Source organism: Sphingobacterium lactis, from assembly GCF_011046555.1.
GTDB classification, from domain to species: domain Bacteria; phylum Bacteroidota; class Bacteroidia; order Sphingobacteriales; family Sphingobacteriaceae; genus Sphingobacterium; species Sphingobacterium lactis.
Genome location: NZ_CP049246.1, coordinates 725961 through 741815, shown reverse-complemented (window position 1 = coordinate 741815; position 15855 = coordinate 725961). Strand labels below are relative to the sequence as shown.

General features: G+C 43.9%; 13 protein-coding genes, 1 tRNA gene and 1 riboswitch. Of the genes, 7 read left to right on the top strand and 7 right to left on the bottom strand.

All coding sequences use genetic code 11. The annotated features are described in order from the left end of the window. Positions 1 to 33: 33 nt before the first annotated feature. A complete protein-coding gene (locus tag G6N79_RS03235; protein WP_103906551.1) occupies positions 34 to 666 on the bottom strand; it encodes a peroxiredoxin in 633 nt (210 codons plus the stop codon). 302 nt (positions 667 to 968) lie between these two features. On the opposite strand from G6N79_RS03235, the gene G6N79_RS03230 reads away from it, so the two are divergent. Beyond that, positions 969 to 1040 (top strand) — tRNA-Arg (locus G6N79_RS03230). Positions 1041 to 1092: 52 nt separating this feature from the next. Here G6N79_RS03230 and G6N79_RS03225 read toward each other — a convergent pair. Further along, entirely contained in the window at positions 1093 to 1947 is an 855-nt protein-coding gene (locus G6N79_RS03225) for a heavy metal-binding domain-containing protein (RefSeq protein ID WP_146060627.1), read from the bottom strand. A gap of 383 nt (positions 1948 to 2330) precedes the next feature. Here G6N79_RS03225 and G6N79_RS03220 point away from each other — a divergent pair, with 383 nt between their 5' ends. Together G6N79_RS03220 and G6N79_RS03215 are read left to right on the top strand one after the other, a co-directional pair. Then, entirely contained in the window at positions 2331 to 2489 is a 159-nt protein-coding gene (locus G6N79_RS03220; protein WP_200818799.1) for a hypothetical protein, read from the top strand. A gap of 18 nt (positions 2490 to 2507) precedes the next feature. Further along, positions 2508 to 4223 (top strand): fimbrillin family protein, encoded by a 1716-nt coding sequence (locus G6N79_RS03215; protein ID WP_103906548.1) that lies wholly within the window; start codon positions 2508 to 2510, stop codon positions 4221 to 4223. A 359-nt stretch (positions 4224 to 4582) separates the two neighbouring features. Here G6N79_RS03215 and G6N79_RS03210 read toward each other — a convergent pair whose 3' ends face one another. Beyond that, the gene (locus G6N79_RS03210) at positions 4583 to 4777 is read right to left on the bottom strand and encodes a hypothetical protein (RefSeq protein ID WP_103906547.1); all 195 of its coding nucleotides are present in this window, start codon (positions 4775 to 4777) and stop codon (positions 4583 to 4585) included. Between the two features lie 111 nt (positions 4778 to 4888). Continuing rightward, positions 4889 to 5239 (bottom strand): winged helix-turn-helix transcriptional regulator, encoded by a 351-nt coding sequence (locus G6N79_RS03205; RefSeq protein WP_103906546.1) that lies wholly within the window; start codon positions 5237 to 5239, stop codon positions 4889 to 4891. A 209-nt stretch (positions 5240 to 5448) separates the two neighbouring features. On the opposite strand from G6N79_RS03205, the gene G6N79_RS03200 reads away from it, so the two are divergent. Beyond that, positions 5449 to 5904 (top strand): VOC family protein, encoded by a 456-nt coding sequence (locus tag G6N79_RS03200; RefSeq protein ID WP_103906545.1) that lies wholly within the window; start codon positions 5449 to 5451, stop codon positions 5902 to 5904. Positions 5905 to 5974: 70 nt separating this feature from the next. Then, the gene (locus tag G6N79_RS03195) at positions 5975 to 6871 is read left to right on the top strand and encodes a glycoside hydrolase family 43 protein (protein WP_234993207.1); all 897 of its coding nucleotides are present in this window, start codon (positions 5975 to 5977) and stop codon (positions 6869 to 6871) included. A gap of 41 nt (positions 6872 to 6912) precedes the next feature. Here G6N79_RS03195 and G6N79_RS03190 read toward each other — a convergent pair whose 3' ends face one another. The 3 genes from G6N79_RS03190 to G6N79_RS03180 all read right to left on the bottom strand — a co-directional run bounded on the left by G6N79_RS03190 (position 6913) and on the right by G6N79_RS03180 (position 13060). Continuing rightward, a complete protein-coding gene (locus G6N79_RS03190; protein WP_103906543.1) occupies positions 6913 to 8091 on the bottom strand; it encodes an MFS transporter in 1179 nt (392 codons plus the stop codon). 322 nt (positions 8092 to 8413) lie between these two features. Continuing rightward, positions 8414 to 11596 (bottom strand): TonB-dependent receptor, encoded by a 3183-nt coding sequence (locus G6N79_RS03185; protein WP_234993206.1) that lies wholly within the window; start codon positions 11594 to 11596, stop codon positions 8414 to 8416. Positions 11597 to 11752: 156 nt separating this feature from the next. After that, complete coding sequence (locus tag G6N79_RS03180; RefSeq protein ID WP_234993205.1) at positions 11753 to 13060, bottom strand: voltage-gated chloride channel family protein; 1308 nt, start codon at positions 13058 to 13060, stop codon at positions 11753 to 11755. A gap of 29 nt (positions 13061 to 13089) precedes the next feature. Continuing rightward, positions 13090 to 13157: riboswitch (Fluoride riboswitch) on the bottom strand. Between the two features lie 359 nt (positions 13158 to 13516). Here G6N79_RS03180 and G6N79_RS03175 point away from each other — a divergent pair. Continuing rightward, positions 13517 to 14791 carry a parallel beta-helix domain-containing protein gene (locus tag G6N79_RS03175; RefSeq protein ID WP_103906542.1) on the top strand — a complete coding sequence of 425 codons (1275 nt, stop codon included), beginning with the start codon at positions 13517 to 13519 and terminating at the stop codon, positions 14789 to 14791. Continuing rightward, complete coding sequence (locus G6N79_RS03170; protein ID WP_160003748.1) at positions 14784 to 15848, top strand: SO2930 family diheme c-type cytochrome; 1065 nt, start codon at positions 14784 to 14786, stop codon at positions 15846 to 15848. Before G6N79_RS03175 ends, G6N79_RS03170 begins: the two co-directional genes overlap by 8 nt. The last annotated feature ends 7 nt before the right edge of the window (positions 15849 to 15855 follow it).

Below are 15855 nucleotides of genomic sequence, written 5' to 3'. Positions count from 1 at the left end.
AGGAGGGAGCCTCCTCTCCTTTATTGTGGGTTATTAGTTGTTCGATAAGTAAGAAGCAACGCCATCACGTGTAGCGTTCATCGCTTCTTTACCTTCTTCCCAGTTCGCTGGGCAAACTTCACCGTGTTTCTGAACGTGCGTATAAGCATCGATCAAACGGATGTATTCTTTTACGTTACGACCCAAAGGCATATCGTTTACTGACTCGTGGAATACTTTTCCTGTCTCGTCGATCAAATAGGTAGCACGGTAAGAAACTGCTGATCCTTCTACCAATGTGCCGTATTCTGGGTGTTCAACTTCTTTCATTTCCAAGATGCCCAATACGCTGGAAAGGTTGCGGTTTGTATCCGCGATCAAAGGATATTCAACACCTTCGATACCACCGTTATCTTTTGCTGTGTTTAACCAAGCAAAATGAACCTCAGCTGAATCGCAAGAAGCACCGATAACAATCGTGTTTCTTTTTTCGAATTCTGCCACAGCTTCTTGGAAAGCATGCAATTCTGTAGGACATACAAAAGTGAAATCCTTTGGATACCAGAACAACACGATTTTTTTATTCTCTTGTTGTGCTTTTTCGAAAACATTAACGGTGAAGTTATCACCTAAATAGTCAATCGCATCTACTGTAATGTTCGGGAAATTTTTACCTGTGAAACTCATAATATTTTTCTTTTCTTTTTTGTGCTACAAAGATACGATTTAAATCAGCCTAAAGGTATTGATATTTACAATTGATTATCAATTTTGTCTATTTTTGACAATAAACACATATAAATATGATTTATATCAGAATTTCATTATTCGTTGGTTGATAGCGGGTTGGAAATAATGGTGGATTCAGCGGTAATTGTTGTGGTTTGTGTAAAGACTTGGTTTTGAAGGTCTTTTCTACAGACCCAAAATTGGTGTTTTCAAAAAAATATTATTTGTTGGCATTGCTTAAAATCTTAGTTTTGCAGCACGGCCCTGTAGTTCAACGGATAGAATAGATGTTTCCTAAACATTTGATAGCAGTTCGATTCTGCTCGGGGCTACAAAAAGCGACTCTCAGGTCGCTTTTTCCGTTTTTTAAATTTGCTATTGCAGCTAATGGCTATGGCTGCCATGGTCCATCGATCCGCCGCTTTCTTTACCTGCCTTTACATGCAACGTAAAATCGGCTGTGTGGACAATCCCACTGGTCTTAAACTCCACCCACATCCTATATATGCCGGGGTTTTCGAAATGCGTTTCAGCATAGATGGGATAATGTTCATTTTCCATGGGGTGAATATGGATCAGCATTTTATCCTCCGTTCCGACCAAAGCAATATGTGCATTGGCTCCCAGATAGGGTTGGATATCTTTATCCTTTAGATTTTCTCCGCCCTTTTCCACGGTTATGTTGATGCCTTGATTCTCCTTGGCCTGGAGTTCATTCCCATTTTCTATCTTAACCGTGAGTCCATCGACTTGGCTCGTAAGTTTTAATGCGGTACTTTCAACCGGCGGGTTAGTGTTACCCGCTACGGTGATGGTCTTTTTGTCTACAAAGCCTGCACCACCTTTCGGTTTCAAATCGGAGAACAGGTAGTATTTACCCCCAAAAGGGAAAGTGACCAAGACGGTATAAACTTCATTATCTCTTTCCAACGGATGCAAATGAGCAAACCAGGTCAGATTTTCATTGAAGGCCATCAAATGCACTTTCTTCTCATGCGATATTTCAAGTGGCATTGATTCTCCCTTCGTTAAATAGCGAAAACTCAATTCTACCTGCTGTCGTTCTTTAATATCTTCCGCGCCCTGAAGATCAACTTCGTGTTCCGTAGATGTTCCTCCATCTGTTGCAACGAGGTTCATGCCACATTTTGGGCATTTATCCCCTTTGTTGCCGCGCACTTCCGGATGCATGGGGCAGGTATAAATGGGTTCATTATGGTGTGATTCGTGATTTTTCATATTAGCGTTTATAAATACATACTTTTAATTAAATAAGTGTAAAGGAGATTTTGTTTTAATGCTCCTAGTTTTCTGACAACTCATCATCCATTTAATTTCCGGATAATGGGTTTTGTTTACCTGTAATTTAAAACTCTAGAAAATAGGAAGGCACATTCCCCGATAAAACATTGTTTAAACACATTTTGAGATATCCTATACATATATTTACCATAATTATTTTTATAATTTAATTGTACGTCTTTGTAGGAAAAAATTGACGAAAAAACATAATTCATTGTTTTTGTAATAAAGTTATTGCTCAATAAAATAATTTTGGGGGCAATTACTTAAAAGCGTTGTGCTTAGCAGGCATGAAGCGAACCATGAAAAACTATTTTAAAATGATCTACAAAACGCCACAATTAAAGCGAGAGGATATTTTTCTCGAAAATGGGATAGCCGCAGATTCGGCGGTGTATGATCCTAGTACCTCTACTGATGTTCAGCATGAATGGGAAACGGAAACAGATGATAACCGGGATTATGAATGGGATTGGTGATTTATTATTAGAAAAAACATGTCTATAAAAACAATAACAACAGCGTTTCTGCTGTTTTTCCTGCTGACAGGATGTCAAAAGGAAATGGGGATGAATGTTAATACGGGTCCCGCAGAAGTAAAATTTGAACTCATGGGAGGGGAGCATGACCAAGAGGATATCACACCCAATAAGGATGATGTAAAAGAGGTCATGGCCAAGGCTAACCAGGGCATATCGATGGATAATACCCAACGTTCGTTAATTCCTTTTGCCGAGGATATGCAGATTTTGGCCGAATTGGAAGAGGTTAAGCATACAGGGAAAAAAAGAAACAAGGGCAATGGAGGGATTTCAACGATGAAAAGACAGAGCTCGGGAGATAAACGGGCGGCCATCGAACGGTACAATCTGGATATAGGAATCATGTATAAAATTTTGGTGTACTTGGATGGTACTCTTGTTGAAGAAAGATCCTTAAAACATGGGGAAGAAGGGACGGTACAACCAATGTATTTAGATGGAGGGGAAACCTATACCTTTTTTTCCTATTCGGTAAACAGCGAAACGGATCTTCCAGAGGCAGTGAACAAATCGTCCTTGAACACTGTGTCTGTTGAGAATGTTGATGCTGATTTCATGTGGTTTCGGACAGAGCAAATGATGAACGGCAATGAGGATAATCTTCTTTCCATTATTCTGAAACATGTGTACAGTGAAGTAACCCTCATTGTGAACACGGGATCCTATGGTGGAGTTGTTAATTTTGTGGAGGGTCCAATTTTCAGTTCTTCACGCGTATCGGGGTCCATTAAATTGGCTGATGGGGCAGTAACCTATGCAACAGCTTCAGAAGCTAAAGCGTTTAATTTTCAGGATACCGAAGTAAACAAGCCAACCATAAGCAGTGATCCGCTTATCATGATCTCTCCTGCAATCACCAATGGGACTTTAACGATAGCGGAATTGAGCATTAATGACCTCAATAAACCGTTGACTGTTGAAAACCTGAAACTTAACCCAGGTAAGAAATATAATCTCCGACTGACGGTAAACGCACCATGTACCGAGCGTGTATTTATTCAGGATTTCAGCCTATCCAATGGGGAATCCAAACAGTTTACAGCACCTCCTTCTGATTATGGGTTTATTTTTGATGTGTATTACTTGGATAATTCCCTGAACCTGCAAATCAATGGTCAAGCACTTTTACAAAGACGATTTATTGAGGAGAGATATGAACAGGTGGGTATTTGGCCTTTTCAGGAATACCGTTGGGTAGAGAAGATCAACGAGATCCGGAATTATGATTTTCAGTTCGTTGACCTACATACGGATGTGCCGCCATTGGTGCAGAATATCCGTTTCAAAAGCGATCAGAAGAGATGGGGAATAAAATATAATGGTGCTACTGAGCCGGACATTCCAGAGATCTATTTCATCGAGGGAGATCCCGATCATCCTATTTTCCGAATCCATATTCTGCCATCGGGAGAGATTAAGTTTTATGGAAGCCGAGAGGATTATGGCCAATTGGAAGAAATTGAAATATGGACCGAAAAGAGAGGCCCGATTCTGAACAATGATCATAAGACAACCATACGGTATTACTATCAAGCGCGCTTGAACCCGAACATTGTATGGAATGTTGGGCAGACGAATACCATCCATGCTTCACAGGTTAACTCTGGGCCGACCAATATGGACGGGGTAGCATATGGTCGAAATCGCATTAATTGTACTGTTCAGCCATAATTACGGCACCTTAAAATCTTAAATATCCTAAACAATACATAACTAAGCAACGCAGAGGCGCCAGTACGGCGCCTCTTTTTTCTGTTATCCCCTTGATCTTATTTAGGCCAAAAAACAGATTCAATGACTAATACCATAAATAATACGGTAAATAAGGTAAGGCTTAAAAATAACACTTCGACCTTAATTGCTCCCGGGCCTTTTTTTTCTCGAAAAGCTAAATAGAGAAAAGAGATCCGTGTGCTTAATACATAAGTAAACAACGGTATGAACAATATATATAGGATGCTCATTGTTTATATATTTTGATCAATAGCGCCAATAATTTTAAGTTAGAGATTGCTGTTGAATCACATGCCTTATCCTAAAGGACCAACGGACTGAATGACAATTACCATTAAGGCAACAAATAGTAAGGTGATGCCTAAGAATAGGCTTTCTGATTTAACTGCTCCTGTACCTTTCTTTTCCTGAATTGCAGTAGAAAGAAATGTTATGCGCTGATTCACTATGTATAGCGCCAAAGGAGCAAATAGGATGTATAAAATGCTCATAGTTTATATCTTGGTTGCCTAAAGATAATTATAAAGATTATTGAGAGCAAGGTTTTAAACATTTAACCTGCAGAAAGTTCGCTCTCGCATATTGGCTGTGAGGCGACATTATTACCGAGGCTTGTTTTCCTTTCCCCATTGCAACATGTGTTCCATCACCGATCTTAGGCTTTCGCCCAGATTGGTTAAGCGATAAGCGACCTTAAGCGGCTTTTTGCTGAGTTCAATTCGGGTTAAGATTTCATCATCCTGTAATTCCTTCAATTGCTTGATGAGCATGCGTTCGGTAATACCCGGCAGTCGGTTCTTGATTTCAGCATAGCGAAGTTCCTCTTCATCCAGGAGTGCCGCAAGAATGCTGACCTTCCACCTTCCACCGATTACTTTTAGGGTAAAGAACATCCCGCAATGTTCGGTAAGATCCTTTTCATTTAAGAAGTTGGTCGATGACTCTTTTCTCATATGCTGTCCTATTTGGGTACCCACAATTTTGTGCGTTCTTGTTATCCCTAAAGGTAGCCAATAAATTTGTGTAGGCATAAAATGGAAGACAATGGAAACTAAAAGCAGGCACACCCACTGCATATCAGCGGGCGAATAATGAATAACGGGGTCTATTGGTTCGATTAGAGAAAATTGCTAAAGTAAAAAGAAGTAAAAATGAGATCAAGATGAGTTTGAAAGAAAATATAATAGGATTTCATCACGTATCCATAAAAGCCCAGGATCTTGATGCCACGATTCGTTTCTATGAGGAAATGGGTTTTACTATTGTACACGAGTGGTCGCTTCCGGATTTCAACATGGAACGCTGTGTGATGCTTTTCAATAGCAACATCGGCTATTACCTGGAAATCTGTGATGCCGATTCCGAAATGCCAACCCAGGGGCGGAAGCGGGTTGAAGGAGATGGTTATATTGAAAATGCACTGTTGCATATTTGTTTTGTGGTAAAAGACGTCGAATCGGCCATTCGGGATGCGATCGCCGCTGGAGCGAAACCCTTAAGTGATGGCGCGTGGGAAATTGACCTTCGCCATGGGGATAAACAGGTTACTGTGCACAATGGCCTAGTCTATAGTCCTAATGGAGAGGTGATCGAATTCCTGAAAGCTGTGGTGTTTTAGGGAAATTCAGTATATTTGGTTTAACCTAAAACCCTAAACCATGCAGCTGAAACCCATTTTTACAATATTCATGTCCCTATTTTCGCTCCTCGGATTTGCCCAGCAGGATTCGATCTATCTGTTCTCCTACTTTAAGGGAAACGGAGAAGACGGACTGCACTTGGCGGCGAGTATTGACGGCATGAAGTGGCAGGCCGTTCGGGAGGGTAGTGCCTTCCTGCGTCCCGAGCTGAGTCCTGATAAACTCATGCGTGATCCCTGTATAATCCGAGGCGGGGATGGAAATTTCCACATGGTGTGGACGGTTAGTTGGACACAGAAAGGAATCGGTTATGCCAGTTCCCCAGACCTGATCCATTGGTCGGAGCAGCAGTATATTCCCGTGATGGAATATGAGGAAAATGCACGAAACTCATGGGCTCCAGAAATTACATACGATCCGGAAACCGAGGAGTATATGATCTACTGGGCCAGTACAGTAACCGGGGAGTTTCCAGAAACACAGATCGAAGCCGATGATGCATATAATCACAGGATGTATTTTACGAAAACCAAGGACTTCAAAACCTACTCGGAAACAATGTTGCTGTACGACCCGGGGTTCAATAGCATCGATGCGACGATCCTGAACCATATGGGCAAATGGACAATGGTGATTAAGGATGAAACGCGGGAACCTGTTCAAAAGAACCTGAAGTTGGCCTATGCATTGGAGTTGGATGGCCCCTATTCGGAAGCTTCTCAGCCGATCACCGGTGACTATTGGGCAGAAGGGCCGACGGTGCTCCTAAAGGATGGATACTTTTATGTTTACTTCGATCGGTATACGGATCATCATTTTGGCGTGATACGTTCCAAGGACCTCCAGCATTGGGAAGATCTTACCGAGCAATTGGAAATGCCCGAGGGAATACGCCATGGAAGTATTTTTCGTGTGTCCGCGCAAGAATACCAAAATCTGAAATGAGCTTACAGATGCTGAGGTGACCATCCCCGGAAAAACAGGAATTACTGATTGAATATCTTTAATCGGCTCACCATAAAGAACATCAGTACCCCGAACAGGGAAAACACAGCAAAGGAATAGCGAAGGCTTGAAAGCTCAGCAATATAGCCGATCAGCACGGGACCAACGAGAAAGCCTAGAAAAGAAATGCTGGAAACCATCGCCAAAGCCACACCGGCAGGAATGGTTTTATGGCTTCCCGTTACGCTATATACTGTAGGGACATTGCAGGCAACCCCTAGCCCAACAATCATAAAGGCTAAGGTACAGATCCATAGATTCGGAAAGAGAACAGAGGTGAGCATGCCGACGAACATCATGCAGCCACTAATCTGCAAAGTGCGCTGTCTACCAAGTTTGGCGATGACGCCATCCCCGATAAAGCGGCCGGCTGCCATCATGACCATAAAGGAAGCATACCCTAAAGTAATCCACTTCTCCGGAGCCTGGACAACATCACTGAAATAAACACCCGTCCAATCGAACATCGCTCCCTCGGTGGCCATACTAAAGAAGCCAATGATGCCCAATTGTACGATCAGCCAATCCGGTTTGAATTTCTCTTTCTTTTTGGTGGATTTTTCCTTGCTCTCTTCGGCAACGAGGAAATTCCTGTTCAGGACAATGTTGACCAAAAGTAATACCAATACGCCGGCGAAATGACCTACCGTACCGATTTGGAAGTTCATGCTGAGTAGTCCCAATAAAGCGCCGGTAAAACCAGCTAGTGACCATGCGCCATGAAAGGAAGACATGATCGGTTTGCCATACAATTGTTCGGCCAGAACCCCTTGGGTATTCACGGAAATGTTGCACATATTTCCGGACACGCCAAATAGAAATAAAATGGCCCCCAGTATCCATATATTCGGCGCAAAAGCGATCAAGAAAAGTACAATGGCATATATAGCTGCGGTAATGGGCAATATCTTATGACTTCCGTATTTATTTACCAACGCCGCTGAAAGAGGCATGGTAACCAATTGGCCTATGGGAATCATTAACAATAAGGTGCCCAATTGTGCTTCAGAGAGACCCAAGGCTGTTTTTATGCTGGGAATGCGGCTTGCCCAAGAAGCAAACCCTAAACCCTGGCCAAAATAGAAAAGGGAAACGGCTAACCGAATGCGTTTTTTCATTTGATTCGAGATGTGCAGACCCACTCCCTCTAATGATGTCATAGCGAAGATATTTGTGCAAAAGTAGAAGAAATCTTTTAATATACCATCAGTATAGTGTGAAAAGTACACTAAAATAAGCCGTTGATTTTCAGTTTTCTATTGCCCTTGCTGAAATTAGCTATAGTAATATTTTGAACTTCGCCCTTATGCCCTTATGCCCTGACGGCCTTTGCCTTACCTGTGACATATTTATTAGCTTACCTTTCCTGGCATTATGTGGAACAACCAGCTTTAAAATTTAAAGATAAGTTTAAATAGAAAATCCCTCACACAGATCCAAATATGGACCGTGTGAGGGATTTCTATTGGTATTCGACTCTTTTTAGAACGAGTACCTTGCGCCCAGCTGAATCTGCCAAGGTCTTCCTGAGAAACCTTTGGTTCCAATGCTGTTCACCTTGTAGTTGAATTCTTGGGTTGCTTGATTGAATCCAGTCACACCGTAAAGCGCTTGGTTTCCTAAACTGTGGTTTACGCCTTTTTCCTTGTTCAACATATTTGCGAAGTTGAAGATCTCTGCCGAGAATTCGATTTGCTGCGTCTTGTAGGTTTTGAACGTTTTGCTCACTTTCAGGTCGATGGTTCCGTAGAAACCATTGACTCCAGCATTCCGCTCCGCAATTCTTCCTGCATAATCAGTGATTAGGTTCTTCAAGCTCTGACTAGCTTCTGGATTATCCAAGATGGCTTGGATTCCATTACGAATGGCCTCTGGAGTGTTGTTGCTGTTCGGGTCAAAGATAAAAGCCAAATCATTGTCCGAAGTCACAAAGTCACCATTGGTGTTACCGCCGGAGCGAACCGTAAAACGGGTTCCACCGACACCGGTATAGCGTGCACCGATATGGATGCCATAGAAAGTCGGCAATGTTCCGTAAACAACAACTTTATGACGGAATTGGTTGTCCGAATAGGTAATGGCGCTCAAATCCCGTGGATCATCCTTTACAGGCTGTACCAAAGTCGCTGTGTTCGCCACATTCCCATTGAAGGACGTGTTGTCCTTGGTGTCGTTCCACGTGTAACTTGCAGTGATCTCACCATCACGGAAATAACGGTAGGTTCCATCAACCACTACCGCAAATTGATTCACTTTTCCTAAAGAGGTTAATTCCAATACACGTCCTAATTTATTCGAAATGCGCGCATCCTTCCAATCCGGCTGCCCATTGTTGGCAGGGATTTTATCGGCAGGTACATAGACACCACGATTTCCTTCGTTTGCAAGGATGAATATCGGATCTTCGACCATGTTGCGTTCGATGTACGTATAGTTGTTGCGGCCAATGGTCATGAATCCCGTGATGCCCAGTTTCACATTGTCGGAGATCAGGCGTGAATAGGAAAGGTTTGCTTTATAAACCGTAGGTACTTTTGCATCCTTTCCTGTATAGTTGATCGTCGGTAACTGGTGATTGGCCAAACTAGGGATGTTCTTGTAATCCTGACGGTAGGCATTGAAATCAACAGCCGGTACATTTGCACCACGGACATCGACCGTCGCAAAGTTAGAGCCATCAAATGTCAGGTTGTTGATGATCATGTAGTTGTTGATATCTGAGGCAAAGATACCGGCACCTACGCGAAGGTAGTCGGTCTGGTTCTCGTTGATATCCCAAGTAAATTGTAATCTTGGCTGTAAAATAAATGAGCTCAATTTATTGTCGGTACGAATACCCAATTCTTCATCGACCAATTTATTGTAGGTCGCTTTCGGGTAGGAAGCATAATCCATGCGGATACCTGCCGTCATTTCCAGACCGGCGGCAATGTTCTTGCGCATCTGCCCATAAAGCCCAAAGTTCATAATCGTGCCGCGAACGGAAACATCATCCTTTAGGGGAACCTCACGGTAGTAACGGTAAGGCTTTAAGTTGTTGAAGTTCTCCAACGAAGTGATATCTCCGGCGTTACTGAAATGGAATCTACCGTTTACTTCAGATCCATAGATGGATTTGGAATTCGTTGCCATCAAATCGATACCGAAGGTGTATTTCGCGAAGTCCGTATCGTAATATAAATTATTCGTCAATTGGAAAACATTGTTCTTGAAGCTTTCCTGTGCAAATCGGTGTCCACCCAATTGAATAGCAGTCGCCAAGTTCTTCGTTCCGATTTCAGAAGAAATGTTCTCAACTATGGCGCGTGGGATATAAGGGGCATGGATCTGATCTCCCTGTGTGGAGTTTTGGTAAACATACAAGTGTTGAACCTTTAATTCGTTCGTTATTCTTGGAGAAATTGCTGTACGTAAAGTCGCCAAGAAAGAGTTGTCGAAGTTCTTATCATTACCATAAGATTCCAACAGGTTAATCGGAGTATTGTCACCCAATCCCAATGGATTTTTGTCATGAGTAAGGTTGTTGCGAACCGTCAAAAGGTTTTTCTCGTTGATCTGGTAATCCAAGCGTAGGAAAACGGCGTCTGAAGTTCTCTTCTTTGGAAGCTCGCCGATCTGTGCAGCATCGGAAACACCATATTTCGCACGGGCAATTTCCAGATAACGATCCAATGAATTTTGGTTGATCTTGTAGAATTCCTCATCTGCTGCAGATTGGATGTTGGCAATGGCCAAGGAACGGTTGTCCTGCTGTCTATCCCAAACCAAGAAGTAGTGCAATTTATCCTTGATGATAGGTCCGCCTAGGGAGAAACCGAATTGATAGGTGTCGTAATCACCGGCGCGCTTAGCGCCTTTAATATCGTATTTGCTGGCCAACCAATCTGTACGACCAAAGACAAATGCAGATCCTGTCAGTGTATTCGTACCGGCTTTTGTAGCTGCGGAAATGGTACCCCCGCCACTACGGCCGAAAGTAACATCATATTGGTTCGTTACGACTTTGAATTCGCGAACCGCCTCCATTGAGATAGAATAAGGTGCGCCGGAACGACTTGTCGTACTCCCTGCAGAAGTCGGGTTCTTGGCATTCATCCCATCAATGGTAAAGTTGGTTGAGGAACCCAACTGCCCTGAGATACTGCTACCACTTGCCAGTGGAGAAAGATCTGTGAGGGATGTAAAGTTTCGTCCGTTTACCGGGAGAGAGTTGATATCCTTTGAAGAAAACGCTGTTGCAGCACCATAGTAGTCCTTACTGTTCTTCAAGGACGTTCCTGTTACTTCAACCGCATCGATTACATTGTCATTGGAGATCATTTCGATCTTCACACGGGCAACATCACCTTGATTCAGCATGACTCCCGTCACGGAACCTTCTCCGTTTTCCAAGTTGGTCGCCGTAACCGTATAAGGGCCGCCCAGAGGCAATTGCTTGATTTCGAAGTTACCACGCTCATTGGTAACTGTGGTCGTGCTAAAGCCTGTAGACGTGTTCCGCACGCGGATAGTCGTATTGGGAATGGAATTCCCGGACTTATCAACAGCCGAACCGCTGATTACGGCCTGCGTGCCTTGTGCGAAAGCATGTCCGTGGGTTATCAGAAGAAGTAAGAAAAGTAGCCAGCAGGTAAGGGCCAACTTTAGAGTAGATTGTTTTAACATAGTTGTTCGTTGGTTGTCTATGGCGCAAAACTAACTTCGCAATATTAACTCAATGCTCAACCTACCTTAACAAGAGATTAAAATTTCATTAAGGATATATTAAATATGGCATCCTGATTTTCTTGGAGCAAATAACCATGGAGTGCTGAAAACGTCTTATAGGTCCCCAATTCTTTTTCGAATGTGGGCAAGAAATCTACGGTTTTTGGGTTCGCCGATGATTTGGTTTCCATAGATGCTGTTATTCCCGGAGACTAAGTAAGCGACAATACAGGCGACAGCAGCATATACCCCACATTCCACACCGAACAGCTCTATGGCCATTAACGTACAGGCAATGGGGGTATTGGTCGCTCCGGCAAATACCGCTACAAAACCCATTCCTGCTAAAAGGCCCATCGGCAAAGGAATGAAAAGTGAAAGCGCATTTCCCAGCGTAGCGCCAATGAAGAATAAGGGAGTAACTTCTCCACCTTTAAAACCTGCGGATAAGGTGATGATGGTCAGTAGCATCTTCAATAAAAAGTCATAGGGCTCCATTTGGACATGGAAGGAATCTACAAGGGTAGGTATGCCTAGGCCAATATATTTTGTTGTACCTAAAGCAAGCACGGCCAAGGCTACCACAGCTCCACCCAAGACGGGACGCAATGGGGGATAGGCGATCTTGGATTTGAAAAATCCGGTCAATGTATGCATCCCCTTGCTGAAACCTGCTGAACAGATGCCGAACAGCACGCCGGCAAGGATGGCAAGCAGGATGTGTTGGACAGTGATCTGTGGAACCATCTCGATATGGTAATGGGTATGCGGTACGCCCCACATCCGTGTGACCAAATCTGCTAGGATGGAAGCCATAAAAGCTGGAAACAGGGCGTTGTATTTGATCCGACCGATAAGGAAAACCTCCAATCCAAATATTGCGCCTGCGATCGGGGTGCCGAAAACAGATCCGAAACCGGCGGCAATCGCCGCAATGATCAATACCTGGCGGTCCTCAGGTTTGAGTCGTAACGGTTTGCTGAATTGATCGGCTATCGCGCCGGCCATTTGCAAAGCCGTGCCCTCTCGACCTGCCGACCCGCCGAAAAAATGGGTCACTATAGTGCCAAGGTAAACAAATGGAGCCATCCGGAAGGGGATAGTCTTGCCGGGTGCATGTATCGTATCGATAAGCAGGTTGTTTCCTGCTTCAACCCCTTTTCCCCTATAATGATAGAGCAAGCCAACAGCAAATCCGGCAATCGGCAAAAGCGCGATCAACCACAGGTGGTTTTCCCGAAAAGTGGTCGCCCATTCCAAGGAAACCAGAAATCCTGCCGATGCGGTACCAATGCAGAGTCCCAATAACATGCAAATGAGCGTCCATCGGAATATATAGCCAATGGAAGGATATTTCCTGAAAAATAATCGGATGGATATTGTGGCTTTCTTGGCTGACGACATCTGTTTTCTATTTGGCATAACGTTGCTGATTAAATGCTTATCACTTAATTTAATCAGGCGTCATCAGCTCTCGTGGAGCGGTTGGGTAAGGAAGAACACCATTTCCTTTTGTAAAAGCAAATGTAGCAAAATATTTAAAGTTACCTAATGAATCTTAAAAGAGACCGACCTTGGCCTATGCAACCTGTTTCACATTTTTTAAGGATATGATAAGGATAACGGCTTGTAGAACACGTGTTTTGTTAGAAGTGATATCCAGATCAAGAACTTTTAAAGCCCCTGATTTGAAATATAAGCAATGCGTAATAAATTTAAGTAGCCCAATGACAATGAGGCAGATAGGCGATTATCCGAATGAGGAATCCCCTGTTTACCGGTATTTGTATGTCCGGGAAAAATGGAAGGAAGATGATTCCTTACGGGGTTCCTTCAGGAGGGCTAATTGTCGAATTATAAACTTAAATAGAAAAAAACATGAAAAAATTAACATGGATGGCCGTCCTCTTATCGGCTCTGATGCTGGGCTGCAAGCAGGGGCCTCGGCACGATTCGGATTATACCACTCAGCTCAGTTTTGGTCCGGGCGAGGAAACAAAGATTGAAGAAGCTTTCCTCTCTTTAACAGATAGCACAGAAGTTCTTTTAAAGGCCGGTACCTATAATTTTGAGACCCTAAGCATTGCTCAGGTAAAGCATATTTCCATTCGTGGGGAAGGTTCCGGAAAGACCATCCTGGACTTTAAGAATCAGAAACAGGGCGGTGAGGGGATACGGGTTACAGATGTACGGAATTTTAAGATTTCCGGGATGTTGATCCAAAATTCCAAAGGGGATCTCCTGAAAATCAATAAGGGGAATGACATTGAAATCATGGACTTGCACGCAGTATGGAATACTCCCGATTCCAGTAATGGAGGGTATGGGATCTATCCTGTGCTGTGCAACAATGTACTCATCGAAAATTGCTATGCGCAAGGTGCTTCGGATGCCGGTATTTATGTAGGGCAGTCCAATGGTATAATCGTCCGTAATTCCAAGGCATCTCAAAATGTTGCCGGATGTGAAATCGAGAATTCTACGGATGCCGAGGTCTATGGCAATGAATTCTATAACAATACGGCTGGATTCTTAGTGTTTGACCTGCCGGATCTTTCCCAGCGGGGTGGTCGCGTGAAAGCCTATAACAACAAGATATATGGCAATAACTTTCGGAATTTCGCGAAGTCCGGTTCGTTTGGGACGTCGTGGGGTGTTGGCAATGCCGCTCCGGGCAGTGGTGTGATCATCTTGGCGACCTCTGATGTGCAGATTTATGACAATGAGATCGTGGATAACAATACTTCTGCGATTATGATCGCTTCAGGGTTCAGTGTGGATGAAAAAGCTGCAGAAAAGATAAATGAAAAGTACTTCCCGATTCCGAAGAAAATCAAAGTGTACGGAAATACCATTCGTATGGGGAGTTCTTTTCCCGAGCCGGCACGTGTCCATCACATTGGGCAGCTCGTGATTGCAACGGAAAGTCAACTGAATAAGGTCGAGCCCAACCGAGCTTACAAAAGGATTCCTGCTATCCTCTATGATGGAGTTACGAGCAACGTGCTCAATCAGGGCATCGCGCCCAACCCCGATGAAATCTGCATCAAACAGCCTGGAGAGAACATGTTCGTACGTGCTGACTTCGGCAATCTGTCAACACCGGCAGCATGGAAGCCTTCTTCGGATAGTAAACCTTTTGCCTGTGAGTAAGTTAAACAAAATAGGATATGTCGGTCTGGTGTTGTTCCTAGTGGTGTTGACCATGCAAGCCTGCCAAAACAAACAGCCGAATCAAGAAAAATCCACGCAAGGTTTTGTTTTCCTGGAGCGATTGTCGGACTATGGCTTTTTTAGTGGGGCTCTTGCGGAATTACATCCAAAAGATCACCTTATTCCCTATACGCTCAGTTCGACACTCTTTACCGACTATGCTTTAAAAGATAGGTTCATTGTATTGCCGAAAGGCCAAAAGTTGAAATTTGTGAATAGTGAGGAGCTTGATTTCCCTGATTCCACGATCATCATCAAGAATTTCTCCTACCTAAATGCAGTGGATAAAAAGATAATGATTGAAACACGGTTGCTGGTGAAGGACCCAGCAGACCACGCATGGAAAGTCATGAACTACCTTTGGTCTGAAGATCAAAAGGATGCGGTGAAGCATATCCGAGGTGCCTCGGTGCCCATTGTTCTGAAGGATGATGCCGGGGACCTGCAGCGCACGAATTATCTCGTGCCGAATACCAACGACTGCAAGCGGTGCCACAATAAGGACGGCAAGTTACTGCCCATCGGGCCGAAACCCCGAAACTTAAATGTTAGCATTCCGGGTGGAAGTCAAAACCAGCTGGTAAAGCTGGCCAGGGCGGGACAAATCGGCGGTCTGCCGGATCTTTCGGAGGTCGAAGCACTACCCAACTGGTTGGATAAGGCAAACTATTCCCTCGACCAGCGGGCGCGGGCGTATTTGGATATCAATTGTGCCCACTGCCACCGTGAAGGAGGGGATGCCTACAATACTGGCTTGTTCTTGGAATATACCCAAAGGGATACCACAAGGTTAGGGTACTACAAGTCGCCGGTTTCAGCTGGCGCCGGAGCTGGTGGGCTTAATTATGATTTGGTACCGGGACATGCGGAACAGTCGATCCTGCACTACCGGATGAACAGCACCGAGCCTGGAGTGGCAATGCCGGAGCTGGCGAGAACATTGGTGCACAAAGAAGCTGTGGCGCTGATCAGGCAATGGATCAATCAGCTGAAATAGCGCTTGT

Bases quoted from the DNA above. Each gene is read 5' to 3' on its own strand.
- G6N79_RS03235 (WP_103906551.1), bottom strand. From the start codon at position 666: ATGAGTTTCACAGGTAAAAATTTCCCGAACATTACAGTAGATGCGATT.
- G6N79_RS03225 (WP_146060627.1), bottom strand. From the start codon at position 1,947: ATGAAAAATCACGAATCACACCATAATGAACCCATTTATACCTGCCCC.
- G6N79_RS03220 (WP_200818799.1), top strand. From the start codon at position 2,331: ATGATCTACAAAACGCCACAATTAAAGCGAGAGGATATTTTTCTCGAA.
- G6N79_RS03215 (WP_103906548.1), top strand. From the start codon at position 2,508: ATGTCTATAAAAACAATAACAACAGCGTTTCTGCTGTTTTTCCTGCTG.
- G6N79_RS03210 (WP_103906547.1), bottom strand. From the start codon at position 4,777: ATGAGCATTTTATACATCCTATTTGCTCCTTTGGCGCTATACATAGTG.
- G6N79_RS03205 (WP_103906546.1), bottom strand. From the start codon at position 5,239: ATGAGAAAAGAGTCATCGACCAACTTCTTAAATGAAAAGGATCTTACC.
- G6N79_RS03200 (WP_103906545.1), top strand. From the start codon at position 5,449: ATGAGTTTGAAAGAAAATATAATAGGATTTCATCACGTATCCATAAAA.
- G6N79_RS03195 (WP_234993207.1), top strand. From the start codon at position 5,975: ATGTCCCTATTTTCGCTCCTCGGATTTGCCCAGCAGGATTCGATCTAT.
- G6N79_RS03190 (WP_103906543.1), bottom strand. From the start codon at position 8,091: ATGACATCATTAGAGGGAGTGGGTCTGCACATCTCGAATCAAATGAAA.
- G6N79_RS03185 (WP_234993206.1), bottom strand. From the start codon at position 11,596: ATGTTAAAACAATCTACTCTAAAGTTGGCCCTTACCTGCTGGCTACTT.
- G6N79_RS03180 (WP_234993205.1), bottom strand. From the start codon at position 13,060: ATGCCAAATAGAAAACAGATGTCGTCAGCCAAGAAAGCCACAATATCC.
- G6N79_RS03175 (WP_103906542.1), top strand. From the start codon at position 13,517: ATGAAAAAATTAACATGGATGGCCGTCCTCTTATCGGCTCTGATGCTG.